General features: G+C 61.2%; 26 protein-coding genes. 8 read left to right on the top strand and 18 right to left on the bottom strand.

Features of this window, described 5'->3' with window-relative positions:
• Positions 1-32: 32 nt before the first annotated feature.
• The 14 genes from csrA to HS101_09850 all read right to left on the bottom strand — a co-directional run bounded on the left by csrA (position 33) and on the right by HS101_09850 (position 12,108).
• Complete coding sequence (csrA, locus tag HS101_09915) at positions 33-299, bottom strand: carbon storage regulator CsrA (GenBank protein MBE7506588.1); 267 nt, start codon at positions 297-299, stop codon at positions 33-35.
• Between the two features lie 197 nt (positions 300-496).
• The gene (gene fliW, locus HS101_09910) at positions 497-952 is read right to left on the bottom strand and encodes a flagellar assembly protein FliW (protein ID MBE7506587.1); all 456 of its coding nucleotides are present in this window, start codon (positions 950-952) and stop codon (positions 497-499) included.
• A 144-nt stretch (positions 953-1,096) separates the two neighbouring features.
• Positions 1,097-3,034 (bottom strand): hypothetical protein, encoded by a 1,938-nt coding sequence (locus HS101_09905; GenBank protein MBE7506586.1) that lies wholly within the window; start codon positions 3,032-3,034, stop codon positions 1,097-1,099.
• Between the two features lie 65 nt (positions 3,035-3,099).
• Entirely contained in the window at positions 3,100-4,806 is a 1,707-nt protein-coding gene (gene flgK / locus HS101_09900; protein ID MBE7506585.1) for a flagellar hook-associated protein FlgK, read from the bottom strand.
• Positions 4,807-4,810: 4 nt separating this feature from the next.
• Positions 4,811-5,332, bottom strand: a complete 522-nt coding sequence (locus tag HS101_09895) for a flagellar protein FlgN (GenBank protein ID MBE7506584.1) — start codon at positions 5,330-5,332, stop codon at positions 4,811-4,813.
• A complete protein-coding gene (locus HS101_09890; protein ID MBE7506583.1) occupies positions 5,329-5,724 on the bottom strand; it encodes a hypothetical protein in 396 nt (131 codons plus the stop codon). Before HS101_09890 ends, HS101_09895 begins: the two co-directional genes overlap by 4 nt.
• Positions 5,725-5,727: 3 nt before the next feature.
• The gene (locus HS101_09885; protein MBE7506582.1) at positions 5,728-6,828 is read right to left on the bottom strand and encodes a flagellar basal body P-ring protein FlgI; all 1,101 of its coding nucleotides are present in this window, start codon (positions 6,826-6,828) and stop codon (positions 5,728-5,730) included.
• A gap of 21 nt (positions 6,829-6,849) precedes the next feature.
• Complete coding sequence (locus HS101_09880) at positions 6,850-7,596, bottom strand: flagellar basal body L-ring protein FlgH (GenBank protein MBE7506581.1); 747 nt, start codon at positions 7,594-7,596, stop codon at positions 6,850-6,852.
• 29 nt (positions 7,597-7,625) lie between these two features.
• Positions 7,626-8,768 (bottom strand): flagellar basal body P-ring formation protein FlgA, encoded by a 1,143-nt coding sequence (flgA, locus tag HS101_09875; protein ID MBE7506580.1) that lies wholly within the window; start codon positions 8,766-8,768, stop codon positions 7,626-7,628.
• Positions 8,769-8,807: 39 nt separating this feature from the next.
• A complete protein-coding gene (gene flgG / locus HS101_09870; protein MBE7506579.1) occupies positions 8,808-9,617 on the bottom strand; it encodes a flagellar basal-body rod protein FlgG in 810 nt (269 codons plus the stop codon).
• A gap of 90 nt (positions 9,618-9,707) precedes the next feature.
• The gene (locus HS101_09865; protein ID MBE7506578.1) at positions 9,708-10,466 is read right to left on the bottom strand and encodes a flagellar hook-basal body protein; all 759 of its coding nucleotides are present in this window, start codon (positions 10,464-10,466) and stop codon (positions 9,708-9,710) included.
• Positions 10,467-10,504: 38 nt separating this feature from the next.
• A complete protein-coding gene (locus tag HS101_09860) occupies positions 10,505-10,705 on the bottom strand; it encodes a hypothetical protein (GenBank protein MBE7506577.1) in 201 nt (66 codons plus the stop codon).
• 267 nt (positions 10,706-10,972) lie between these two features.
• Positions 10,973-11,464, bottom strand: a complete 492-nt coding sequence (locus HS101_09855) for a hypothetical protein (GenBank protein ID MBE7506576.1) — start codon at positions 11,462-11,464, stop codon at positions 10,973-10,975.
• Between the two features lie 35 nt (positions 11,465-11,499).
• On the bottom strand, positions 11,500-12,108 hold the full coding sequence (locus HS101_09850; GenBank protein ID MBE7506575.1) for a biotin transporter BioY: 609 nt from the start codon (positions 12,106-12,108) through the stop codon (positions 11,500-11,502).
• A 307-nt stretch (positions 12,109-12,415) separates the two neighbouring features.
• Between HS101_09850 and HS101_09845 the strand changes: the two genes are divergently transcribed.
• Positions 12,416-13,327 (top strand): SPFH domain-containing protein, encoded by a 912-nt coding sequence (locus HS101_09845; protein ID MBE7506574.1) that lies wholly within the window; start codon positions 12,416-12,418, stop codon positions 13,325-13,327.
• Between the two features lie 42 nt (positions 13,328-13,369).
• Complete coding sequence (locus tag HS101_09840) at positions 13,370-13,561, top strand: Arc family DNA binding domain-containing protein (GenBank protein ID MBE7506573.1); 192 nt, start codon at positions 13,370-13,372, stop codon at positions 13,559-13,561.
• A gap of 26 nt (positions 13,562-13,587) precedes the next feature.
• On the opposite strand, the gene HS101_09835 is transcribed toward HS101_09840, so the two are convergent.
• Positions 13,588-15,285, bottom strand: a complete 1,698-nt coding sequence (locus HS101_09835) for a cation:proton antiporter (GenBank protein ID MBE7506572.1) — start codon at positions 15,283-15,285, stop codon at positions 13,588-13,590.
• Positions 15,286-15,779: 494 nt separating this feature from the next.
• Here HS101_09835 and HS101_09830 point away from each other — a divergent pair, with 494 nt between their 5' ends.
• From HS101_09830 to HS101_09815, 4 genes are all read left to right on the top strand, one after another.
• Positions 15,780-17,129: an L-lysine 6-transaminase gene (locus HS101_09830; protein MBE7506571.1), complete on the top strand. Its 1,350-nt coding sequence runs from the start codon at positions 15,780-15,782 to the stop codon at positions 17,127-17,129.
• Entirely contained in the window at positions 17,126-17,488 is a 363-nt protein-coding gene (locus HS101_09825) for a hypothetical protein (protein MBE7506570.1), read from the top strand. Before HS101_09830 ends, HS101_09825 begins: the two co-directional genes overlap by 4 nt.
• A gap of 79 nt (positions 17,489-17,567) precedes the next feature.
• Positions 17,568-18,368 carry a YceI family protein gene (locus HS101_09820; GenBank protein ID MBE7506569.1) on the top strand — a complete coding sequence of 267 codons (801 nt, stop codon included), beginning with the start codon at positions 17,568-17,570 and terminating at the stop codon, positions 18,366-18,368.
• Positions 18,369-18,428: 60 nt separating this feature from the next.
• On the top strand, positions 18,429-19,988 hold the full coding sequence (locus tag HS101_09815) for an aldehyde dehydrogenase family protein (GenBank protein ID MBE7506568.1): 1,560 nt from the start codon (positions 18,429-18,431) through the stop codon (positions 19,986-19,988).
• Positions 19,989-20,013: 25 nt separating this feature from the next.
• On the opposite strand, the gene HS101_09810 is transcribed toward HS101_09815, so the two are convergent.
• Both HS101_09810 and HS101_09805 read right to left on the bottom strand, forming a co-directional pair.
• Positions 20,014-20,970 carry a M50 family metallopeptidase gene (locus HS101_09810; GenBank protein ID MBE7506567.1) on the bottom strand — a complete coding sequence of 319 codons (957 nt, stop codon included), beginning with the start codon at positions 20,968-20,970 and terminating at the stop codon, positions 20,014-20,016.
• A gap of 73 nt (positions 20,971-21,043) precedes the next feature.
• Entirely contained in the window at positions 21,044-22,429 is a 1,386-nt protein-coding gene (locus tag HS101_09805; protein MBE7506566.1) for a hypothetical protein, read from the bottom strand.
• Between the two features lie 193 nt (positions 22,430-22,622).
• Here HS101_09805 and HS101_09800 point away from each other — a divergent pair, with 193 nt between their 5' ends.
• Both HS101_09800 and HS101_09795 read left to right on the top strand, forming a co-directional pair.
• Positions 22,623-23,855 carry a hypothetical protein gene (locus HS101_09800; GenBank protein MBE7506565.1) on the top strand — a complete coding sequence of 411 codons (1,233 nt, stop codon included), beginning with the start codon at positions 22,623-22,625 and terminating at the stop codon, positions 23,853-23,855.
• Between the two features lie 80 nt (positions 23,856-23,935).
• Positions 23,936-24,679 (top strand): hypothetical protein, encoded by a 744-nt coding sequence (locus HS101_09795; GenBank protein ID MBE7506564.1) that lies wholly within the window; start codon positions 23,936-23,938, stop codon positions 24,677-24,679.
• Here the strand turns inward: HS101_09795 and HS101_09790 are convergent.
• Positions 24,665-25,543 carry a hypothetical protein gene (locus HS101_09790; GenBank protein ID MBE7506563.1) on the bottom strand — a complete coding sequence of 293 codons (879 nt, stop codon included), beginning with the start codon at positions 25,541-25,543 and terminating at the stop codon, positions 24,665-24,667. The genes HS101_09795 and HS101_09790 overlap by 15 nt on opposite strands.
• Between the last annotated feature and the right edge of the window lie 99 nt (positions 25,544-25,642).

Genomic DNA, 25,642 nt, shown 5'->3' with positions numbered 1-25,642 from the left:
GGCTACATACGCCCGACGCGCGATTACGATCTTCAGTGCCGCGGTCCGCGCGGCCTCTTACGCAACGACTCATCTATCCCGGCGTCGCCGCCATCCGGGGGCAAATCCTCGGGCTTGATGTTGGCGGCTGCACGGTTCTCCCGCTGGATCGCGTCGTAGACTTCCTTGCGATGCACGGGAACATGCGACGGCGCCGTTATGCCCAGACGCACCTTGTCGCCTCGAATATCAACGATCGTGATCTCGACGTCGTCTCCGATCATGATCGTTTCATCACGCTGACGTGATAAGACCAGCATCCCTGACTCCTTTGGGTCGCTGCACGCGACTCCCATGTACACAGAGACATCCGTGTCTCGGTGTGCCCGGCACAGATCGAGCCATCCCTGGCTCATTGTTCAGTGCCCGGGCGTCGGGTGGTCCTCTGACCACCACTTCACGACGCGCCGGCCGCAACCGGATCATAGGCCGGTCAGCGGCGCTTGCGGCCGATTGCCTAGGCCGTCCGTACGTCCGCCATCTGCCGACCCGCTGGGATTTCCACCAGGACGTGCCGCGTCGTGTACTTCTTCTCCGACATGACAAGCTGCTTGCCGATGCGGGTGGCCACATTGATCACCAGCGGACCCTGTAGGTTGCCGGTGAGCACGTTGTCGACCTTGTTCACGATGACGAACACCTGCGAGCCGTGCGTATCGGCCAGGCCGATCGCCGTGAGATCTTCCTGCTTGATCGCGACCTTGAAGTCGGGGATGAACATGCGCGGGTCGCAGACGACGAAGGCCAGCTCGGGCCGATGAACCGCCTGCATCCAGTAGAACGCGCTCTGCTCGCCCGTCTGAATCAGCGCGTATTCACGATCATCCGGGAACCCGAGCAGGCCCTTGGGAAAATTGAGGAATCGCTGATCGTCGACTTCGATGCCGCCGAATCTTGATGTTTCGATCACCATACTTACTCGCTCCCGGCCGCCTCATGCGGCCCCAGCTTTCGTCGCGTCGGCCTCGCTCGCCACTCTCGGCTCGCTGATAAGCCCTGATAAAAAATCACTCGTCGCGACGAACAGTGTCTCCCGTCAATGCCGCGGCAGCTCCAGCTACCGCAGGAAGTCCAGCAAAGACAGGTTTTGTGTTTTCGATCCGGCCAACAGACTCGCCTGAAGCGCCGTCTGGGCCTGCTGAAATTTCGTGACCGCCTCGGTGAAGTCCACCTCTTCAAGATCAGAGAGAAGAACTTCCGTCGCTGTCACTGCGTTTTCGGTCTGCTCCAGCCGGGCGCGCATGGCCTTCGAGGCCGCGCCGACCTGACCGGCGACCGACGAAACGTGCCGCTGTACGGCGTTGATCTGGCTACCCGCCTCCGTGATCTCCGATGAGTTGTCCGAGACCAGCGCGTCGCGCAGTCGATAAAGCGCCGAGAAAATGCCCGACTGATAACTCTGCGCGACGTTGTCACCCTCAAGCAGCGTGGCCGAGCCGGTCTTGAGGATTCCCAATTCGTCCGCGACCGGCGAGAGGTTCAGCTTCTCGACCGTCAGGTTTCCCGCTCCTGCCGGGCCCGAAAGGGCGATGCCGGCGCCGGCGTTGGAAACAGTCGCCGTCACCGTGGTGCCGGCAAGTGCCGCGGCGGCGTTGATCGCGTTGATGATGTCGCCAACGGTCTTGGCCCCGGTGACATCCACGTCGAACGCTATGCCGTTGGCGTCAGTGATTCGGAAATCGGCCCCGGTGACGGGATGCAGGCCTCTGAGCCCGTTAAGACTCGAAAGGGATGAGCCCGTGTTCAACGTCTTGATCCCCAGGGTTGCGGCATCGACGCCGCCGTTTTCCCCGATGACGAGCGGAGTGCCGGCAATGAGATTGCGAATCTCGATTCCATCGCCGGCCGCGTTGATGGAAGCACGAATGCCGACGTTCGACGCGTTCAGAGCGTTCAACACGTCCTGGACCGTTGTCGCGCCGGCGAATGTGACCGTCGCGGACAGCGATCCATTTGTAATCCGGATACCGCTGGGCAGACTGATACCACCCACCGCCAGATCGGTCAGCTTCGTCGTCAATGTCGCCTTCGGCTGAACGTCGTCACCGACCAGATCGATGCCCGCGCCGACGGATTTGCGAATGCCCAGATCGGCAGCCGTCGTGCCGTTGCCGATGTCGCTCACATTGATGGTGACACCAGGGGCGGAAGCGATATAGAGCCGCGACGCGTCGGTCGGATTCGTTCCGAGGGTCAGCGAACTGCCCGCATTGGCCGCGGCCTGGTTGAATCGTGCGATCAGGTCCGCGACGGTGTCCGCCCCGGTGAAGTCAACGTCAAACGTGACCGGCGGGCCGCCCTGGGTCACTCGAATCGGACCGAGTCGAACCCCTGCGTTGAGCACGCCGCTAACATCCGAGATGCGCGTATCGGCGGCGAGCTGAACGTTGAAGTTCGCAATGCCCCCGGTGACGTTCTCATTAAGATTGAATACCTCGGCGACGTTGACATCGAACGGCTGCGAGAAGCCCGTATCGACGATCGTGCTGCGCCGGCCGAGGTCGCCAACGTGCGTGACGCGACCGAGCGTGGAGCTGAGCGGGGAGTTTTCGACGCTGCGCCCGCCGAACAGGTAGAGTCCCTCGAACTGCTGATTACCGAGGTTCTGCAGTTGCGTAATGATTCCATCGAGCACCACGGCCTGAGACGCCCTTTCGTCGGTGCTCTGAAGGCTGCCCGCCTGCTCGCTGGCGATCCGCGACGCCTGTATGAGCAGGTCCGCGACGTCTGAGACAGCGGCGTCGGCGGCGGTCAGTTGCTTGTCGGCATGGCGAAGGTTTGTCAGGATTTGATCCTGGCCCTGGCGCGCCTGATTGAGACGGGCGATCTTGGTCGCGGCGATCGGATCATCGCTGACCGAGAGGAGTTGCTTGCCGCTGGCAAGGCGCTGCTGCTCCTGGAAGAGCCGCAGGGAATTGTCGCGCAGGCGGGTCAGCAGCGTGAAGGTCTGCAGACCATGCGAGACTCGAGATATTCCACCGCCGGGGATTGCCATTGTCTCAAACACCTTGCCGGTCAAAAGCGACCGGGAACGTCATGCCGCAAAGCGCGGCCGATCCATTACCTCACGAGACCGATAAGCACCTGTAACATCTCATCCACGACACGCATGTACTCCGCAGCGCCCTGGTAGGCGCGCTGATAGGAAATCAGAGCGACGGCCTCTTCATCGAGGTTCACACCGGAGACCGCCTCGCGCTGCGCGGTCAGTGAGTCGAAGACGATGCCGCTGGCATCGAGCGCGCTTTGCGCACCGGAGGAGCGAACGGCGATGTCCGCCATGGTTGCGTTGTAATATGCATTCAGAGACACCCCGCCGAGGCCGGCGACCGCCGTATCGGCGAGTGAAGCCAGTGCCGTGGCATTGCCGCCGTCTCCCGACAGGCCGGACTGGCCCGCGGCGATATACGAGGGGTCGCTCACAATCGTCGGGTTCAACTTGATGGTCAGTGCGTCACTGCCGCCGAAGAATGTATTGATGCCCAGGGCGCCCAGCGCGCCGGAAGTGTCGTCGGCAAAGCTGAAGCTGTATCCGCTGGCGGAGGAAAGCTGGAGCCGGCCGTCGGCAAGTACCGTGGCGGTTAGATTCGGAACGTTTGCCGAGATGTCCGCCGCAACCGAGTTGAGCGACGAGTCGGCGCCGATGCCGTCGAGGTCGATGTGGATCTGCGTTCGCACCACCTGGCCCGTGGCCGTGTCCTTGACGTCGATGAAGAATGAGCCGGTCTGCGGCGGGAAAGCCACGTTGTTATCCGCGGCGGAGAGCGCCAGCGACGGATCAATGACGCCGGTCAGTCCCGTGACATTTGTAAAGTCTTTCAGGCCCTTGCCGCCCGCGTGAATCCGATTCACCTCGCTGATGACGGACGCGGCCAATGTATCCAGCCGAGCGAGTTGGGTACCAGCGTGCGTGTCGCGGGATTCGATCAGACCCTTGACGATGCCACTGCCGGCATTGACCGGACCGTTGTCGATCTTGAATCGCACGACGGCCACGTTCAGCCCGTCGGCGTTCACTTCGTTGGATGTATAGATCCCGAAGGACTCGCCAAACTGCACGAGCGACGCATTGCCCACAAAGACGTTGACCGCGCCGGAGGGCTGCTCCTTGACCGTGATGGAGAAGTACTCTGAGAGCGAAGTCAGAAGCCGATCGCGCTCGTCGCGAAGCGCCGACGCCGGGCCGCCGGTCGCGGCCTCCGTCGAGCTGATCTGCACGTTGATTTCCGCGATCTTTGTCGCGATGGCATCGGCCTGAATGACGGCGTCCTCGACGTCGACGTTCAAGTCCTTGCGAAGGCCGATCAACTGCTCGCGCACATCGCCGATACGCTGGACCAGGGCCGTCGCCGTGTTGACCACAATGCCGCGGCTGGCCGGGTTCTCGGGCGTGTTCTGCAAATCGGAGAGCGATCCAAAGAACTCGCTCAACAGCGATCCAAGATTGTCGCCGCCGAGCGGATCGAAAATTCCCTCTACGCGCGAGAGGCTCGACCGCTGAGCCAGGGCTGACTGCTGATCCGAACCCGACAGCCGCAATCGGGCATTGAGCGATTCATTAACATTCCTGCGAACCGCGTCGAGTCGCACGCCGCCACCCAGTTGCCCGGTATTCAGACCGGTGCCGGACAGCGCGGCGAGGCGAGCCGAAGCGCGGCTATAGCCCGGCGTGCCGGCGTTGGCGATGTTCTGGCCGACCACCGAGAGCGCGGCCTGATACGCCGTCAATGCGGAGCGACCGATGCCTAATGCTGAGTTCAACGCCATACGATTAACCTACTGCGTCCAGGACGCGTGGACCCTTGGCACGACTGACGCCGCCGCCCGCCGAGTACGTCGGCTGCGACTCGTCCTGGACCATTGCCTCGAAAAGTGTTTTGAAATGAACGAGGAGCTCACGACTGGCTAGCTCGACGACGCGATTCGATTCGGCCACTTTGAGCATCCGCTCCTTGAGCGTCTCGGCGAGCTTCGCGATCCGGCCGGCCAGCGGCGCGTCAAATCGCTTTCGCAGCGTGCTCAGCCGAACGGGCCTGCCGTCCTCAATCGCTGGTGTGCCGTACTGACTGCACAGCCTGTCAACAACCGATCGGCGAGTCGCGTCGAGATCGCTGAACTTGGCGGTCAGTTCACTCTCGGATCGAGTCGCCGCGATCATGCCTTCCACGTCTGCCCGGCGCATCGCCTGAAGCTTGACTTCGATGACGGCGTGGAGGGACTCTTGAAGCGAGATGAGCGACTTGAGTAGCTCGACCAGTTCGAGAGCAGCAGTGTTGGTGCGTGCTGGGGTCATTCGGCGCCTTCCTTCCCGGTGGCGGCGGGTGTCTCTGTCTGGACATTTGAAATGCCGAGGCGCTTCTCAATGGCTGAGGCGAGTTTGTCGGCGACCGGATTGTTCGCGGAGCGACCCAGGCGCTGTGCGAGCTCGATGCCCAATTGCCCCTGGAAGGCTTCCTCGCCTCGTCCTCCGCTGAAATACTTGGTCTTCAGGCTGGACGCCTGCATCTGCTGGATCAGCGTGCCGTAAAAGATGTTTCCGACGAACTCGCCGACCTGCTTACGGAAGTCGCCGCCGTCCTTCCGGCCGCCGAATGACAACGGCTTATCCGCCAGCAGCGCGGATGATGCAGGCGTTGCCGGCGATCCGGCGAATGGCGTTGAGCTGTTAAGAGCAGCGAGATTCACGTTTCACTCCACGATAATGAGCTTGCCGGTGATCTTTCCGGTGCGATGAAGGTTTTCGACGATTTCAATGATGTCCGGCGCGGGAACGTTGAGCTGATTCAGAGCGTCCACCAGTTCCTTGAGCCGCGCGCCTTTACCGTCTCGATTCGGCGCTTGGATCGACGCGACGCGCTGCTCGGTAATGAGCGGCGCTTCGTCGGTCGGCTTCGGTGGGGGCTGCGTCGTGACGATCGACATGCCGTTATGCGAGATGACCGCGGGGCCGATCTCCACTGCTTCGTCGATGACGATCGTTCCTGTTGTGCGATTGATGACGACGCGCGCCTCGCCCGGCGGCATGAGCAATTCCAGAGACTCCACGTGGGCGATCATTTCGGCCGGGTTATCGCGCTGGCCCTCGGGAATCCGAACGACGACCATCTTGGGATTCAGTGCGATGGCGATGCGGCGCATCTCGCCGACTTCGGAGACGTCTTCGTTGATGATCTGCGCAATGGTGGCGGCCATCGCATGACTGGCGTACACATCCTCGACCACCAGGGTGATCTCCCAGCCCTCGGCGATGTAGTTGTGGATGACGTCGGCTTCCATGATGGCGCCGCCCGTCACGATGGCGCTGGTCTTGATCTTCGAATCCGGCAGCCGAAGCTGTCCGCTGGCAAAGGCGAAAATGCGATCGAGGCCCGGCCCCTGGAGCGGCGTCGGCACGAGATGCCCGCCGGCCAGACTCTTGGAAACGCCACTGGAGTTGACGCGCACATCGATGCGATCGCCCTCGCGCACGCCGTTGTCCGGAATCGTCGCCTCAACCATGACGATGGCGACGTTTTTCGTGTCGGCCAGTGCGGCCGTCGGAAGCGGAATCTCGAACTTGGCCAGCATCGCCTGAAGCTGCACGATGGAGGCCAGATACTTGCCGCCGTCTCCCGTACCGGGCAGACCGATGACCAGGCCATATCCCACGAGCACGTTGCCGCGGCGTCCCTGAAGATGGGTCACGTCGGCGATGCGCGTGGCCAGCGCCTCGGGCGTTATCAACAGCGCGCCGAATAGCGCGAGGCTGATGCCGAGTGCCTGCTGCCGGGTTGTAAGTCTGTTACGCACGTCGAATCTGTTCCTTCACACTTAGAAGGGCTTTACGTCATCCATGAGCCGCTTGAGCCAGCCACGGTTGGCAAGGTCCTGCATCGCGCCGTCGTTTTCCGTGACCACGTCGAGCGCGAAAATCTTGTCGCTGAGAATGCTGTTGTCCGGGGCGATGTCGTTCTTGTTGCACACGCCGGTCAGAACGATGAGCTGGTCCTCCTCGCCGATCTTGACCCGCGAGTGCGCCCCGATGACGAGATTCCCGTTGGGCTTGATATCGAGAACCTCCGCCATGACGCGAGTCTCGAAGATGTCCTTGCGATCCGCCCGTCCCTGGTTCTGGAGGCGGTTCTTGTTCTCGAACTCAATGCTCGGCGTGCCGCCCCGGAAGCTCTGGTCCACCCACTTGCTGTCGTGGATGCGGAACCACGAATCGAGCGTAGATTCCAGATCCCAGGTGCTTTGCTGATTCGTTCGGGCCTCGCTCTGGTAGCGAAGCCGGTGTCGCACGATGACCGTCAGAAGGTCGTGAACCTGAATAACCTTGGGCTCCGGCGGCGTTGCTGCCGTGAGCGAAAGCTGCGAAACCGCGACATTGCGAACCGGCAATGCCGCCTGCGTCGTCCCTGCCGTGGCGGGCAGCGACCCATTCGCGGCGGGCTGGGTGGTGGCGGCGGCCTGCTCCGCCTTCGTCTGAAGGCTCTGCAAAAAGAGCGAGTTGCTCTGCGCGCCGGCCCATGACGACGTGACGAGGATGATGGCAATGAGTATCGCTATGTGACGCATCCGATTAACTGCCTTGCAAACTCGAATTCCTAATTCGTCCACGCCACACGCATTTCTTCGATCGTGGCCTGTGCCGACGGTTCGACACTAATCGTTCCGGGACCGGTCACCACGCCCTCGAGCACGTCCTGCTTTCGGCGCGTACCGTCGCGCAAGACGCTGACCCGGTCGCCGAGCGAGCCGGACTGCTGGGCCTTGCCTGACGCGCGAATGACCAGAGCGCCCTGTCGCATCCAGATCGTGACGGGCTGGCCGCGTAACACGACCGGCTTTGTCTGTAGAGCGGAAGCTGTCAGCATTTCGCCTGCGCGGATGAGGCCGCGACTTTCCATTCCGACGGCGGCCGACAACTCGGTCAGACCGATGGCGGCCTGATCGGTGAAGCGGCGCTCTTCGATGCGAAGGGCCCGGGGCTCAACCGTCTCACCGCGGTTGATGGATCGGCGGGCGACGATGACATCCGTCATGAGGGCGACTTCCGCCACGATCGGTACCGTCCGCGCCACGCTCCCGCGCTCGAGAATGTCGACGTCGAAGCTCACCAGGCCGAGGCGCTGCTCGCTGCGCGGATGAATGCGAAACTTCTTGGCCGGGCCTGCGATACGAAGCGAGCCGGCACTGGCAGGGCTGAAACGAATCTCGATTCGGCCGCCGTCCCTCAGACCGCGCGCCGCGATGAAGTCCCGCAGAGCGGTCTCCAATGTGCCGTTTGGTGAATCGGACTCTTCCGCAATGTCATAGGCCGGCGCCGACTGAACTGAACCCATCGCCGGCGCTGCCTGAATCGGCTTGGAAGTAGGCTTCCTGATTCGCACTTTCTCAGCGGCCGGCATGGCAGGCTTTGAGACCCTGCACCGCGAGGCCCCAAAAATGCTGATGTCGGCCAGGTTGAAGTCGGCCTCAACCAGTGCCGCGCGGATGTCGTCGGCTGAAATGGCGATCTGACCGCCGGCTCGCGGTGCGGTGAAGATTGATAGGTTCAGAAGTCTGGCGTCGGTCTCCGCGTTGAATCCGCGGAGCGCGGAGATGTCCGAAAGGAGGACGGAGCTGCCCTTCACAACGGCGGTCGGCCAGACCCTGATTTCCCCGGCCGAAAGGGGAGCCGCTGTCGCCCCCAGCGTCGCCGCGAGGAGCCCAAGGGCCATCCAACATCCATGTTGATTCATTTTCATGCTGACGTCTCCGCCGTCCCTGCTCCGCTAACTAGGCGATTAGAATCTCCTCAGATTGTTAACTGTTTGAAGCGTCTGATCGGCGCTCTGGATGGATTGCGAATTCAATTCAAACGACCGTTGCGTGCGGATAAGCTCGACGAGCTCGCGCACCGGATCGACGTTGGATAATTCGAGAGTCGCGGAAAGAATCGACCCGGTGCCGTCCTGCGTCGGGTTCGCCTGCACCGGCGGGCCGGACGCATCGGTCTGGTCGTAAAGGTTCTTTCCGAGCTGCTTGAGACCCGTCGGGTTCACGAAGCGGGCAAGCTGAATCTGCCCCACATCTTGAAACTCCAATGAGCCCTGCGTACGCACGGCGATCAACCCCTGCGGGGAGATCGAAAGCTCGATGGCGTCCTGCGGTATGGTGATCTGCGGCTCGAGCCGCGCACCGAGGCTGTTGCCAAGGACGATTTCACCGTTCGAGTTCTTCGTGAAGTTGCCGGCCCGCGTGTAGACGGTCTTTTCCTGACCGTCGATAAAGGCCTGCACCTGGAAGAAGCCCTCGCCCTCGATGGCCATGTCGAGCTGAGCGCCGGTCTGATCGAAGGAACCCTGAGTAAAGTCGAGCTGCGTGCCGGCCTCCCGAACGCCGGTGCCGATTTGCTTGCCCATGGGCAGCGGGGTTTCCAGACCGTTCCGGAGACCGGGCTGCTCGAGGGTGCGGTAAATCAGATCCTCGAAGTTGACGCGCGATCGCTTGAACGCGGTCGTCTCGATGTTGGCGAGATTATTGGCGGTGACGTTGAGCTTGAAGTCCATCGCCTTCATGCCCGTCGCCGCAGTATAAAGTGCCTGAAGTGCCATTTAAGCCTTCACTCTCGACTTCCTGTCGTCCCGTTACGTCCTGTTTCGCACCTGTCACTGGCGGTCACGCGAGTGCGCCCGCCGTCGTCACTATCCAATTCGGCCGACGTCGTTCACAACTCGGCCGAGTGATTCATCCTGAAGCGTCAAAATGTTGGCATTGAGCTGATATGCTCGCGTCGACTCGATCATCTCGACCAGCGAGGTGATGGGATCGACGCCGGACGACTCCACCGCGTTCTGAAGGACAGCCGCTTTCGAGCCGATCGGCTTCTGCCCATTGGCATCGATGAGATTGCCGCCGGTCTTCTGCAGCGCCGTCTTGTCGGCGAAGTCCACAATGGCAAGCCGGGCGATAACCGTCTCGCCCTGCTGAATGCGGCCGGTGTCGTCGATGCGCACCTTACTCAGCGAAGCTCGCTCAAGCTGAATCGTGCGGCCCTGCTCGTCGAGGATCGGAGCGCCGCTTGAAGCATGAAGCAGCGTGCCTTCCCGATCGACGATCAGTCGCCCGTCACGCGTGTAGCGACGGCCTTCGTCGGTCTTGAGCGTCAGGAATCCGTCACCTTCAAGCGCGACATCGAGTGGGCCGCCCGTCGTATCAAAGCTGGATTGCGAATAGTCCGTGTACACCGGCGTCTCAAACAATCCGCCGGGCAGCGAATCGAGCACCGGGTGCCGCGTTCGAGGGTTGCCCTCAACCAGTGATGCCGCGAGTCGCTCCTGAAACGTGATGCGATCGGGTTTGAAGCCCGGCGTGTCGACGTTGGCGAGGTTGTTCGCCAGAATCGCCTGGCGATACTCCTGCGTCTGAAGGCCTGCAGCGGATTGATAGAGCCCGTAAACCATTCGCGTGTCGTCTTCTCTAAGAAATCGTGTCGCCGTACTCAGGCGGCGCTTGATCCATTGCCTGACTGAATCTCACCAAGTCGATCGTGAATCCATGAACGGCGGCACACGTGCAGCGCGGCGGCGGCCAAAGCGGCCTGTCGAATCTTAGCGCCGAGTCGCTGCCAATCCTCGCCCTTGGTGGCCGTGCACGAAGGGCGGAACTCGTTGCTTTCTTGTGTCATGCGATCACGAGACATACATCACTCCTGCGACGCGCCTACTATCGGCGCACGAGTCGCCGCCGACTGAAGGCACTTGGCGTGCCAGACGCGCAACAGCCGTGACGGGAATCGATTCGAAAATCGCTAAGTGTTGATTTGACGAGGCTCTAGACGCGAAGAGTTTTTCGCGGTCGCCGCTCGGAAACTATGAAGTGGTGACATGAGACCGGCACGATCCGTGCAGGACATGCTTCCCGCGCGGCAGAAACCGCGCAGAGGCCGGCCCTCTTGGAATTGCGCGCCTCAGGGCGCGCTCGGTTGCGACGAAGGCTCCGCCGGCGCGCTCGTCGCGCCGACATTGCCGACATCCGGCAAAACCGGCGTGTAACCGTCGACCGGAACCGCGAAGACCATCTTGAAGACCGCCTTGGGACCACCGGCCGCTACGAAGTAGTTTCTACTTGGCTTGAGGCGAATCGGTCTGCGGGCCTGCTCCGGAAAAAGCTGCACGAAGCCGGGCGGTACCTCTCCGTATAGAAATGCCAACTGCTTCGCGGGCACGCCGATGGCATCGGCGGATTCCAACTGCCAGATCGGCCCGTCGGCCTCGCTGGCAATGGCGAATTCGGTGATGCGCGGAGACCAGAACGGCCGGGGCCAGCCGCGATGGTCAACAATAAAGCGGACCGGCTCGGCGGTGGAATCGACGTGAATAGGCCCTTCGACGCTGCAGCCGACCGTCATGGTCAGGACAAACAAGATACCGGCCACGCGAATCGCGCAGGATGTCTGCATCGCAAGTGTTACAGAGTTTCGGCCTGAGGCCCGTCTCATTCTTCGCGCTGTTCGGTTGAGCCGCTCATCGTATGAATGATTCGCCATGCACCAGGCAGAGCAACAGCGGCCAGGGCGATCTTGAGACTGTCGCCGACGATAAACGGCACGACGCCGGTGGCAAACGCCGCCTTCGCGCCGATACCCACCGCCATCCATGCAAAACCGCAGGCGAGAATGATCGACTGTCCGATTGCCATCGCGGCAAGCGTGGAAACGAATCGACGATCCCACCGCCGCTCAGCAAGCAGGCCGACGACATAGGCCGCTGGAACAAACCCAAGCAGATATCCGGCCGTCGGTCCCAGGAGATAAGCCGCGCCGCCGTACGGTGCAGAAGCAAAGACAGGTAGCCCCGATGCGCCTTCCAATAGATAAGCAAGAATCGCGAGGCCGCCGCGCCGGCTGCCGAGGGCCGCGCCGACCAGCAGAACGGCGAAGGGCTGTAACGTCATTGGCACCGGCCATGTGGGCGCTTGCACCTTCGCACACACCGCGACGAGCAGGCTCCCGCCAATAACCAGAACAGTGTCTCGCAACACGGTCGCTTGCTTGGCGCCCTTTGCCGGGCGAATCAGATCACTCAAGGTGCAGGCTGGGCTCATCGAATCTGCCTTTCAGCAATTAGTCTCACACGAGGGCGAACTCCGGTCGGTTCGCAGGCGACGATTTACGCAGATTCTCAGGGACTTCGCAACCCGAGACCCGCCGCTCCCGATGGGGCCTGCGTAGCGAAGGATCCCCCAAAGAGCCCCACAGGAATCCAATTCACGCAGGAAATTAACGGCCATTATTATTATGTAAAACAATGACTTACAACAATTCTCCCGATGCTGATTTGCACAATGATATCTATGTGATATTGTTATGGTATAGGCCCTCTGAGGAGGGACCTCATAAAAGGAGATTGTCATGAGTGGCGAATTCGAACGGGTACCCAAGAGTGGCTGGGGAATGCTGGCCTTTCAATGCCTGGCATCCATCGGCACGGTCTGCGGGCTGGTCTGGTCCATCTCGCTCGCGGCCCAACTAAAAGGAGCCGGCCCGGAAATCTCTGGTCTATGGCCTGCCCTTCACATCGTCGGGTGGTGCCTGCTCGGCATGACCGTCTTCACCCTGTGGTGCGGCTTCTTCACCCTTCAGCCCAACACTGCGGCCGTGCTGATCCTCTTCGGCGAATACAAGGGCACGGCCCGCAAGCAGGGCTTTCACTGGGCCAACCCATTCTATAAAAAGATCAAGGTGTCGCTGCGCGTTCGCAACTTCAACGGTGAGAAGCTCAAGGTCAACGACGCACGGGGCAATCCCATCGACATCGCCGCGATCGTCGTATGGCGTGTCGAGGATACAGGCCGTGCCGTCTTCGAGGTGGACGACTACGTCAACTACGTTCACATTCAAAGCGAGTCGGCCGTCAGGCACCTCGCAAGCCGCTATCCCTACGACACCCATGAGGACAATGAGCTCTCCCTGCGCGGCAGTCTCGATGAAGTCTCCGCGGCTCTGACGGAGGAGTTGCAGGAGCGCCTCGCCAAGGCCGGCGTCGTCGTCGAAGAAGCGCGGCTCAGTCACCTCGCTTACGCATCGGAGATCGCCGGCGCGATGCTCCGCCGCCAACAGGCCGAAGCCATCGTCGCGGCCCGCCGCCGGATCGTCGACGGCGCAGTCGGCATGGTGCAGATGGCGCTCGAGCACATCGAGAAAGAAAAGATCGTCGAACTGGACATGGAGCGGAAGGCAGCCATGATCAGCAACCTCCTCGTCGTGCTATGCGGTGAGCAGGCGGCGCAGCCCGTCGTCAACACGGGAACACTGTACAGCTGACGAAGCGCGGCCGACGAATCAGTCCTCCAATCGAGTATCCCGATGGCGTCGAAGAAACCCATTCTGCTGCGGATATCACACGAGCTGTGGGAGCAGCTCCAGCAATGGGCCGAGAGCGACCTTCGCAGCCTGAACGGACAGATCGAGTTCATCCTGCGCGAGGCCGTGCGAAAGCGCACTGGAAAGAATGTGCCGGAAACGCCTGACTCCATCGCCGAATCAACCGACGGTTGACCTGATCGCACCGCAGCCACTGGGAACTACGCGTGGACGTCCGCCGTTGACCGCAGCGTCGCCAGCAGCTCGGTGTACGTGTTTACCTTGAGAAACTCGCGCCGCGCCGCCGGAGACGAAAACGTCCGCGCGATGTCCGCCAGGATCTGCAACTGCACGCCGTCGTCGTTGATCGGACTGAGTATCAGAATGATGACGTGAGACGGCTCGCCATCCGGAGCGTCGAAATCGATGCCGGCCGCCGACAACCCCAGCACCAGAATCGGACTTTGCAAACCTTCGATGCGCGCGTGAGGAATCGCCACGCCGTTTCCAATCCCCGTCGGCATGGTGCCCTCGCGCGCGAGCACCGCCTCAAGAATCACGTCGGCCGATATGCCGTTGTTCGCGGCGACCCTGCACAAGACCTCGATCGCCTCGCGCCGGTCCGTCGGTTTGAGCCATCCTGCGAACGATTTCGACGTGATGTAGTCCGCGAGCTGGCGACGCTTGCGAAGCCGCAGCACCACTCGCATGGCCGGTCCGGCGATCATCGACGTGACCACGCTCATGATGACAATCGCCACGAACATCGATTCCGAGATGACGCGGTTCTGCAACGCAAGCAGCCCGAGGATGATGCCCATGACGCCGCGGGCGTTCATCCCAAATCCGACGGCGCACGCTTCCCGCCGGCCCATCCCGCCAAGCCGCGCCCCAACGCCGCAGCCGATCACTTTGCCGAAACACGAAAGGGCAAAGACCAGCACGATCAAGAGCGGATCGAAGTTGGCGACAGCGTTGACCTTCAGCCCGATGCTTGCAAAAAACAGCGGGGCAAAGACAAACGAAACGAACTGGCTGATCGTCAAGCGCGTCTGCTCGCGCAGATGACTCGAATCGCCGATCACGACACCGATGACGAATGACCCGAAGACCGCGTGGACCCCGATCCACTGCGTAAAGGCCGCGCCGAACACGGCCAGCGAAAGCGAAAATGCGAGCACGCCGCCCGGCCACGAGGTGTTCGCCTGAATCCATCCCAATGCCTGATGGACGAGATACCTCCCGACGCTCAACATGACGCCGACGTAGAGCAGCGTGAGCATAATGGTGAGATTCGTACTCAGCCCGTGGTCGACGGAGCCCATCATGCCGAGGACAACCGCGAAGATGATCCAGCCGGCCAGGTCATCGAAGATCGCCGCGGCGATGATGATCATGCCGAGATCGCTGCGGTAAAGATTGAGGTCCATCAGCGTCCGGGCAATCACCGGCAATGCCGAGATGGAAAGCGTCGCCGCCAGGACGAGGGCGAATACAAGGCGATCAGCCTCAGCGTCGGCCCCGAACAGACTCGGACTCAACCAACCCGCGACAAACCCGATGGCGAAGGGAATCACGATGCCCGAGATGCTGACCGAAAGGGCGCTCTTACCCTGACGCCAGATCGCGGAGAGATTCACCTCCATCCCCGCCACGAGAAGAAACAGAACGACGCCTACATTTGAAAGCCCGTCGAGCGCCAGTGCGAAGGGGCCCGACGCCGGGAAGAGGTAGTCGTGTGCTCTCGGAGCCAACGACCCAAGGATGCTGGGACCGAGCAAAATACCCGTGAGTAGCTCGCCGAGAATGCCCGGCTGCCCGATGCGCTGCGCAAGCTCACCCAGAATCCGGGCCAGCGCCAAAAGGACGCCGACCGCGAGCAGGAGCCGACCGAGATCATCGGAACTGAGTTGGACCATTCACGGCTGCGCCTGCCCACCCGATTGGATGGTGAAAGGAAAAACCCCGGTTTCGAATCAACGAATCATGATCGTAGCGAGCGGACTTCGCGAGGCCAACACCCTCAAACGCACCTGCCATTCGAATCAATCGCTGAATCGTTGACGAAGCAATGGCCGACAAATATGATCAGAGTGCAATCCGTTCGTTTGGAGCGATGTGGCCATGATTGAAATTATCCACAATCTGACGACGGAGTCCGCGGGCGTGGGCTACGGCACACGCGACGCGGGCCACCCCAAGTGCCACCGAACTTCGATCGGCGTCGACGCGTTTATGTCGTCCGTTTTCAACGAATAGCCTCCCTATAATAATCCTCATCCTCCATCTACTCCGGGCTGCCTCGGGAGGGCACATTCGCGCGCCCTTAAGGTCGCTCGATCCGGGGTCGATGAAGCTCACGGCGCGAGGTCCGATCAGGGAATCGAATTCAAACAGGCAAAAAAGTCCGGGAATGAGGTCTGACATGAAAACGCAAATTGAGCCGCTTGTCGGTGCGGATGAAGTCGTTTCGGAATTGAAGAAGCACATCCTCGTGGACGGTTTTGAGATCGTCCTCGATCTCGAACGAAGCAGCGGCTGCCGCATCTACGATGCGCATACCGATCGCAGCCTGATCGACCTGTACAGCTTTTACGCGTCCATGCCGATCGGCTTCAACCACCCCTATTTCGACCGCCCGGAAGTTCGTGAAGACATGCTGGAGGGAGCCCTGCTGAAGGTCTCCAATTCAGACGTCTACACCCGGCGGTATGCCCGATTCGTGCGCACCCTGGATCGCGTCGTAGGCGTCCCGCAGTTGGATCGCTACTTCTTCATCGAGGGCGGGGCCCTGGCCGTTGAAAACGCCCTCAAGACCGCCATGGACTGGAAAGTGCGCAAGAACATGGCCGCCGGCCGCGGAGAAATCGGCACCGAAGTCCTTCACTTCCGCCACGCCTTCCACGGTCGCACGGGCTACACGATGTCCCTGACCAACACCGACCCCAACAAGGTCAAGTATTACGCCCGATTCGACTGGCCGCGCGTCAGCAGCCCGGGACTCGACTATTCACTGCCCGAGGCGGAGCGACTCAAGAAGGTAGTCGCCGCCGAGAAGACTGCCGAGCAGGAGATCATGGCCGCCATTGAAGCGCGGCCGCACCGCATCTGCTCGATCATCACCGAGCCGATTCAGTGCGAGGGCGGCGATAACCACTTCCGCCCCGAATGGCTGCGCATTCTCCGCCGCATCTGCGACGAAAACGACATGCTGCTCATCTTCGACGAAGTGCAGACCGGCATGGGCATGAGCGGAAAGACCTGGTGCTTCCAGCACTTTGACGTCATCCCCGACATTCTCACCTTCGGAAAAAAGGCCCAGGTCTGCGGCATCATGGTCGGCCGGCGCATCGACGAAGTGCCGGAGAACGTCTTCAAGGTCTCCAGCCGCATCAACTCCACCTGGGGCGGGAATTTCACCGACATGGTTCGTTCGACGCATTACATGAACGTCATCGAGAGCGAGCGCCTCGTCGATAACGCCCGCGCCATGGGCGAGCGCTTCCTTCAGCAGCTCCAGAGCCTCCAGGCCGAGGAGTCGATCATCTCCGCCGTCCGCGGCCGGGGACTTCTCCTTGCATTCGACCTGCCGGACACCGAGACGCGCAACAAGTTCTGGAAGGGCTGCTTCGAGCTCGGCCTGCTCGTGTTGCGAAGCGGCGAGCGGTCGATCCGCCTGCGTCCGGTACTCGACGTCAAGGCCGACATCATGGACGAGTCGGTGGCGATCATGCGCGACCAGGTTCGTCGTATTGGTCGATGATGCGCCGCGTTTTTGCGACCTACATCGCGGTTTCCGCTGCGCTGATCGGCACGTCACTCTACACCGGCCGCCGTGCGACCGCGCTTTCCGGCGAGCCGCATTATCTTCTCACGCGTACGACCGTCCTGATTGAGAAAAAAGTCGAAGCCGACAACGAAACCGACGCCCAACTCGACGAACTGTTTGAAGAAGCCGGCGAATCGCCCACCATGACCGTTGAGGAACCGATGTTCGTGCTCGGCCTCCTCGACGCGACCGGCCCCGCCGTCCTCGGCGGCGGAGTTATTCTTGCAGGCTGGACGATTCTAAGACGTCGGGCCCGCCAAAAGCCCGGGCTTGGCATGGAGCCGCCTCAATAACTACAATAGGACTTCTCCGACACAGAGCGACCGGTGAGCCATTGGACGATTCTTGTCCCGAGGGTGGAGCTTGAGATTCATGACAAACAAATGCACAAGATTGATCCGTGGATGCGCCTTTATTCTCGCCATGTCGCTGACGCCCCTTTCGGCGATCGGCGGCCCCGTCCCCGGCGGCATGGGAAAGCCGACCGCACCGCCGAAGCCCGGTCCGAAGGAGGGCCTGAAGGTCGCTCCCGATGAAGTGGCCGAGTTCAAGCTGGATGCCAAGTCCAAGCGGAATGAAGTCGTCTTCATCTCCAAGGCCCCGAAGGAAACAATCAAGGGCAAGACGCGAACCCTTACCGGAACCCTCAAGGGCAATCTATACAACCTGACCGAGATCGCCGGCACCTTCGAAGTCGCCTGGAAGGATCTCGACACCGGCAACAAGACGAAGAACCAGCACATGATGGCCGCGCCTTGGGTCGATGCGGCGAGCCATCCGATGATCACCTTCACCCTCAGCGGCATTGAGCCCGATGGCAAGCAGTCGAAGAGCGGAAAAATCCTCAAGGGCATGCTCATCGGCAAAATGGCGATGAACGGCCACGAAAAGGAACTGAAGGTTGCATCAACCATCGCCTACCTGCCCGCCGGCAAGAGCAAGTCCGGCAAGAAGCACGGCGCGCGGGTCTCCATCAAGTCCAAGTTCGACGTCGAACTCGCCGACTTCGGCATCGAAGGCAATGGCCTCGGCCAGACCGTCTCCAAGACGCAGAACATCTCCGTCTCATTGGTGATGCAGCCCGTCAAGAGCAAGAAGGAAGATTCAAAATCAGCCGACAGCGTCAAGAAGAAGGGCAAGAAAAAGAAGAAGAAAGCCGACACCGAGGCCTGACGCCTTCGGCTCACCCGGCGACCGCGACTCTGACAACTCCCAACACACCAGGATTCACCCATGCAGGACATTCTCCGCAAACTCGGATTGCAGCAGGTCAACCCCGGCGTCTTTGACGGCGCTTCGTGGATCGGCTCGGATGCCAAGCTCGACTCCATCTCGCCCATCAACGGCAAGGTGATCGCCTCTGTCACCCAGGCAACGCCGGACGAATATGAAAAAGTCATCGCCGCCTCGCAGAAGGCCTTCGAGACCTGGCGATCGATCCCCGCACCCGTCCGCGGCGACCTCGTCCGCAAGCTGGGTAACGCCCTGCGCGAGCACAAGCGCGACCTCGGCGCCCTGGTCACTTTGGAGATGGGCAAGATTCGCGCCGAGGGCGAGGGCGAGGTTCAGGAAATGATCGACATCTGCGACTTCGCCGTCGGTCTTTCGCGCCAGCTCTACGGACTTTCCATGCACAGCGAGCGCCCGGGACACCGCATGTTTGAACAGTGGCATCCCCTCGGCGTCGTCGGCGTCATCAGCGCCTTTAACTTTCCCGTCGCCGTCTGGGCCTGGAACGCGGCCCTTTCGGCCGTCTGCGGAAACGCCACCGTCTGGAAGCCCTCCAGCAAGACCCCGCTGACCGCCGTCGCTGTCACAAAAATCGCCGAGCGCGTCTGCAAAGAGGCAAACGTCGACCCGGCCATCTTCAGCCTCCTCATCGGCCGCGGCGCCACCATCGGCGAGAAGTTCATTCAGGACCGCCGCATCCCGCTGATCTCCGCCACCGGATCCTGCCGCATGGGCTATCGCATCGGCGAAGTCGTCGGCAAGCGACTGGGCCGCACCATCCTGGAGCTCGGCGGCAACAATGCCATCATCGTGACACCCGAGGCCGACATGAATCTCGCCGTCCGCGCCATCGTCTTCGGCGCCGTCGGCACCGCCGGCCAGCGCTGCACCAGCACTCGGCGCATCATCGTCCACGAAAGCGTGAAGAAGGCCCTCACCGACCGGCTCATCACCGCCTACAAACAGGTGAAGATCGGCGACCCGCTCAATGAAGGCACCCTGATGGGTCCGCTCATCGACACCGAAGCAGTCGGCGCCATGCAGTCGGCCATTGAAAAGCTCAAGAAAGAGGGCGGCCGCGTCCTCGTCGGCGGCGAGCGACTCACCGGCGACGCCTACACCGGCGGCTGCTACGTCACGCCCTGCATCGCCGAGGCGAAGAACGAGTTCGAGATCGTGCAGGAAGAGACCTTCGCCCCCATTCTCTACATCATCGGTTACGGCCGCGCCCAGTCGACGGCCGAGCAGGCTTTCAACGAACTCGACGAGGCGATCCGCCTGCACAACGGCGTCCCGCAGGGCCTGTCCAGCGCCATCTTCACCCGCAACCTGCTCGAAGCCGAACGCTTCCTCTCCTGCACCGGCAGCGACTGCGGAATCGCCAACGCCAACATCGGCACCAGCGGCGCCGAGATCGGCGGAGCATTCGGCGGTGAAAAGGAAACCGGCGGCGGCCGAGAATCCGGCAGCGACAGTTGGAAGGCCTACATGCGCCAACAGACCAACACGGTCAACTACACCACCGAGTTACCGCTGGCACAGGGCATCCGATTCGGAGACTGATCGATCGCCGCCACTCCGCCCCGCGTTACGATCCGACCGGTCGAAACGCGACAGGTCGCGCCGCCGCCAATCCCGGCATGATCCACTCGGCATACGATCGGTTCACGCCGCAGTACGGACACATCACCGTCGCGATCGGCCCGCCGCATCGCGGACAAACGCCCGAATTGGCGAACGCGTCAAACGGCTGCCCGCAGGCACATCGCGATGCAACGCCGACCGGTGGAGCCTCGCGGCACGATGGACAGCTCGCGTGCGAATGCCGGGGCAAAGCGAGAATTTTCGCCAGCAGTCGGGCATGTCGCAGACCGCGCCAACTCTGCGAGATGCCCAGTATCGCCAGCAGCACCAGCCACATATTACCTATCACGGCCGCCGCCACCACGACACCGGCCGCCCCGATCAACCCTATGATCGACGCCACGGTCAGACTCTTCGCGAATCCGACAAAATACCAAAGGATGGACTGAAAAATCTGCCCGCCGTCCAGCGGATAGATCGGCAGCATGTTAAAGACCAGCAGGACAATGTTGATCGTCGCCACCATCTCAAGATACGTGCGCAAATCCTTCGACGCCGAAGGCATGAACATCTCGACGCCGATCACCGCCCCGATCGTCACCGGGATCAGCGCCACGTTGACCAGCGGACCGGCGGCGATGCTCCACAGCACCGCCCCCGGCCGGCGCGGCGGATCGACATATGCCACGCCGCCGAAAGGCCAAAGCAGAATCCGCTCGGCACGCCCACCGACGCTGCGACATGCCAGGGCATGGCCAAATTCGTGCATGAGCACGATCGCAAACAGCGAGACGTACTCAATTGCATTCCATATCCGGGAGTCATACTGATCGCCGCGCGACTGTATCACGATCATCGCGACCACAGCCCACGACCAGTGAAGATAAACCTGGATCCCCGAGAATCGAAAGAGCTTGATCGCCCCGGAGAAACCGCCTTGTCCCGCGCCTTGCTCTGCCATAAGGCGGATTGTAGGCGACCGGATGCGTCAGGACGATGGCGGCTGAGGATTGGATCGGCAAGGCCTCGCCGCGCTACTCGACCAGGTAGGCCGCGACAAACGCGCTGATATCGACGCCGTCCGCCCCACCGCTGCCGTCCACATCCGCTCGGGCAACGTGCACCTCATCGGCATCCACCCCAAGAAGCACATCCACCAGCGTCAACACATCGGCATCGTCCGCCAGGCAGTCGGCGTTGATATCCGCCGCGATCGGCGCGGCAGCGCCGGGGGCAAGGATCGCTACTGAAGCGCTGCCGCCGGTTTTGAACAGGGAGATGCTCGCGCTTGCGGCCACCGGCGCCTCCGCGGCATCAAAGCGGAAGTTGTACATCGTGCCCCAGCGAATCGCGTTTGCGTTCGGATTGGCCGCGTACGCCTCTGTCGCCCATGAAATCTCCCCGCCCGACTGCGTCACTTCCCACGCATCGTTGGAATAGCTCGGCGCGTCCGCCTCCGGAGCGTGGTTCTTCACGGCGTGAAAGCCGACGTTCGTCACCGCCGCACACAGCTCCACCGGCACGCTGAAGCCGCCTACCGCTGCGTCGTTGTTCATGTTGTAGACGGCGTACTCGTAGTGATACCCGCCGGAAACCAGCGGCGTCACTTCGTACGCCACGATTAGTTCGCCGTCCGTCCCCGGCGTCGGCGCCACCACCACGTGCGTCGCCGTTGTCCACGCGTAGATCGCCGGTGCCTCAGACACCGTCCCCCCTATGACCGGGAAACCAAACGTACCGCTCTGACTCGGCCCGGTCACGTGGAACCGTCGATATCCGACGTTGTTATCCTGATTGCCGCTCGTGGCGTCGTCGCGCGTGACGGCGTGCGACTCGCCGAAATAGATGGCCCCGGGCAAAGCTAAATCGACATCATCCACCTGCAATCGATGCGAAATAGGCGTGTGAGCATGCGCGTGGCTGTTGAGCGATGACGGATAAACGCCCGTAAACGGATTCACGAAGCCTCGTGAAGAAAGGTTCCCCTGAGAGGCGTGGCTGCCCGCGGAGTGCGGCGTAGCGCACCCGGCCCCGAGTGTCGGTCCGCAGACCGTGTCCGGATTGCACACCGCGCAGGTCGCATTCTGCAAAGGGCAGTAGCTGTTGAACACCCACGCCTGCCCGATCTGCTCGAAGCGTGCCGCCCCGTTGACAGTCATCAACCGATACAAGTTTTGAGTCAGGAGCGGATGGTTCGTGCTCGGTGCGTTGGTCCACAGAATCCCCACCGTGCCCGCGTTGTAATGAGAGGTCCCAAACGCAAGCCCGACCGTGCCGCTGCCGACCGCGCCTTCCCGGCCGTACTGCGTAAGATCAGAAATGCTGCAAACGGCGATGTCCGGCCCCGGTCCGGCGTGCGCCATCGACGCGATTGTCGCCAGTATCGCCAGTCCCATGCCGACCTGCTTCAAGGTAGCCATGCGTGCTCTTTTCGATGAAGTGTCCAGAAACCTGGAAAGGCCGACCGGGTCCTTGCAGGCTGCCTGCCCGGCGGCGCCCGACAGCAAGAGTATATCGAACCCAACCTCTCCGCGCCAAGGTGAGCCCGGGTATGATCCGCCGTTCTTATACGGAGTAACCCTCATCGAAACGAATCTCGTGCAAGGAAATCCGATGAAACTGTGTCGTCTGATCCTCATCGTCGCAGTCTGTCTCACCGCGCGCTCGACCCTCTCTGCCGCCGAGCCGCTGATCGAGCCATTCCTCAAGGATGGCAAGCTCGCCGCCGCCCAGGACGCCGTTGAGAAGGCGATCAAGGAAAAGCCCGACGATCAGGAACTACGATTTCAACTGGGCACGGTGCAGTTCCTCCGGGCCGTCGAGACGCTTGCACAATCCCTCTGGCGGCACGGCTTCCTCGCCACGAATGACCTGGCGATGTTCGTCAGGCTGCCCCTGCCGCCCAACGATGCGCCAAAGGACATCGACTACGACGTCTTGCGCAAGATCATGCGCACGTGGGCCGAGGACCTCGCCCGTGCCGAGGCCAGCCTCGCGGGCGTCACCGACGAGAAGGTGCGAATGCCGCTGCACTTTGGACTCATTCGACTCGACCTCAACGGCGACGGCACGGCGGACGAAACGGAGACGCTATGGCGAGTCTTCAGCGGCGACGGCCCTGGCAGCGCAATGGAAGAAGAGGCGAAGAAGTTTGTCATCAACTTCGACCTCGGCGACGCCTACTGGCTGCGCGGATACTGCCACCTTCTCATGGCCCTCGATGATTTCGCGCTGGCTCACGACTTCCATGACCTGTTCGAAACCGTCGGACACCTCTTTTTTCCGAAGACGAAGTCCCCCTATCGCTTTGCCGGTCATCGCGCCCCCAGTCAGAATCAATCGTTCTTTGGAGACATGGAGCAAATCACCGACATCATCGCCTTCATCCATCTGATCAATTTTCCCGTCGTCGAGCCCGATCGACTGAGGAGCAGCCTGAAGCACTTGGAACAGGTCATCGCCCTCAGCAGCAAGACTTGGGATGCCATCGAGGCGGAGAAGGACAACGATCACGAATGGCTCCCGAACCCCGGGCAGGAGAGTGTGATTTCGGAGGCCCGCGTCTCAAAGGAAATGATCGCCGCGTGGCGCGTCTTCCTGCGCGAGGCGGAGTCCATCCTGGCAGGTAAGACGCTCCTGCCCTTCTGGCGAACCGGCGACGACCGCGGCCTCAACCTCCGCCGCGTCTTCACCGAGCCGAGCCGCTTCGACCTCGTCCTCTGGGTGCAAGGCAGCGCCGCCGCCCCCTATCTCGAAGAGGGAGCCATCACCGACAAACGCACCTGGGACGGCCTGATGAACATCTTCGAAGGCCGCCTGCTGGAATACGCGATTTGGTTTAATTAACCGACCGTGCGAAGTAGAATTGGGTTTGAGGCACGGCCGTGTTCAAGATTCGATCTGACCGCAAGCGAGCTTTACTGGCGATGTTGATCGCCGTGCCTGCCTGCTACGCTTCGTGCATTCACGTTCAGCCTTGGTTTACCATTGATGGATCCGCCGGCCTCCTGGGTACGCGGATTGGTTTCACGGGTCCGACCGACGCGCTTTTCCTGATCGCCACGTTTCTGATTGGTCCGCTCCTTTTTGCCATCCTCAGTCCAGCCGAATCGGTATTGCGACTGAAGCCCTGGTTTCGGTTCCTTCGCCTTTACATTGCCCTCACTTACGGCTGGCAAACATTAACGATGGTCCTGCTCGGGCAGAAAGCCGGCCCGGCCATCGTGCTTGTTGGCACGCTTTTGGTCTTCTTTCTACTGCCGGAAATCTATGAACTCTTAAGGTGGAAGTTCCCGCCCGGATTCTTCAGCAGGGCGCAGTGTGTACCGAGGGAGCAATTTTCATCCTTTACCCGGATTACCGCATTCACCATCACGTTCGTCGCCTTTCTGATCGGACTGATCGCATTCTTAGCGATGATGCTTGATGCCATCGGCGGGAACGCGATTCCCACCGACCGAGTCGGAGAAACTCTGCTGTTTCTCGGTATGCTGCTATTTGTCCTGATCGGCGCCTATTTGCCTGCTCGTGCTCTCTTTTGGTGGATGGGATGGAAGTTCGTCGATGACCAGATTCCTCGTTGCCCAAATTGCTACTACAACCTCACCGGCAACGTCTCCGGAAAATGCCCAGAGTGCGGGATGCAAATTGAGCTGTCAGGGTTGCAGTAACAGCTTGAGTTCGCTCCGTGGGCATTTCTTCGATTTCTCCGCATTGCACGTTAGTCCGCGATCGACGATGAGAATCGCAATGGCGGTCGCGGCGGAATTCAGGGCGAACCCTGGTTGCTCAAAGTCGAACCAAACCCATCGGTAGATGTAAAAGTCCGGATCAATCGTGATCAATGCCCAGGTCAATTCGTAAACAGCACCGACAATGGGCGCACACAAATTCATGATCAGGAAGCAAAGCGCAATTCGGGTCACGCGCGCTCGGTGAGTAGTGGCAACGAGAAGCAGGAGACAAATTGACGCGAGGGCCGCAAGTCGCCCAAACAACAGGAGAGCGACCACAACGTCAACGATATACCCGTTAATTGCATATGCACGAGTGAGGCCGACGAAGAAACTCACCGCGTTAAACAGACAAGCCGGTAAGTAAACCCCGGTTGCGACGATCGCCGTAAGTCGCCAAGCCCGACGCGACTCTATGATGACGCCCCGACAAAGACAGATGAGCCCGGCAACTTCGATCACCCAACTGACGTGTCCCTGAATGACCGCGTTGTAAGACCATCGTGCGGCTATCCATAGCTCCGTCGCCCACGCCACCCGCATCGTGCAATAGATGAGGCCCCCGGCCCAGGCCAGAATCGACAGCACCCAAAGGAGCAGCCCCAGCCGTATCCAGCGAATCGATGACCATCGCCGAAATAGGAACGCCGGCGGAAATGCGTCCACCGAATCAGCCACCGGTACCGCGCACTCCGGACACTTTGCATCTCGCGCCAAAGTGCGAAGATTGTACCCGCACCCGACGCACTCCAAATCGGCGTCAATGAACACGGAACCGGTTCCGCCTGACCCAGTTTCCATCGCCCTGCCCATCCTCCTCGCACCGGGAAAGCGGTGAGTCAATCGTCTCCCATACGCATATACGTAATCCGGCCGCCGACGAACCCCGCATCTTTGGCG

Source organism: Planctomycetia bacterium, from assembly GCA_015075745.1.
In the GTDB taxonomy this organism is placed as follows: Bacteria; Planctomycetota; Phycisphaerae; order UBA1845; family UTPLA1; genus UTPLA1.
This window is presented reverse-complemented; position numbering and strand designations above follow the sequence as displayed.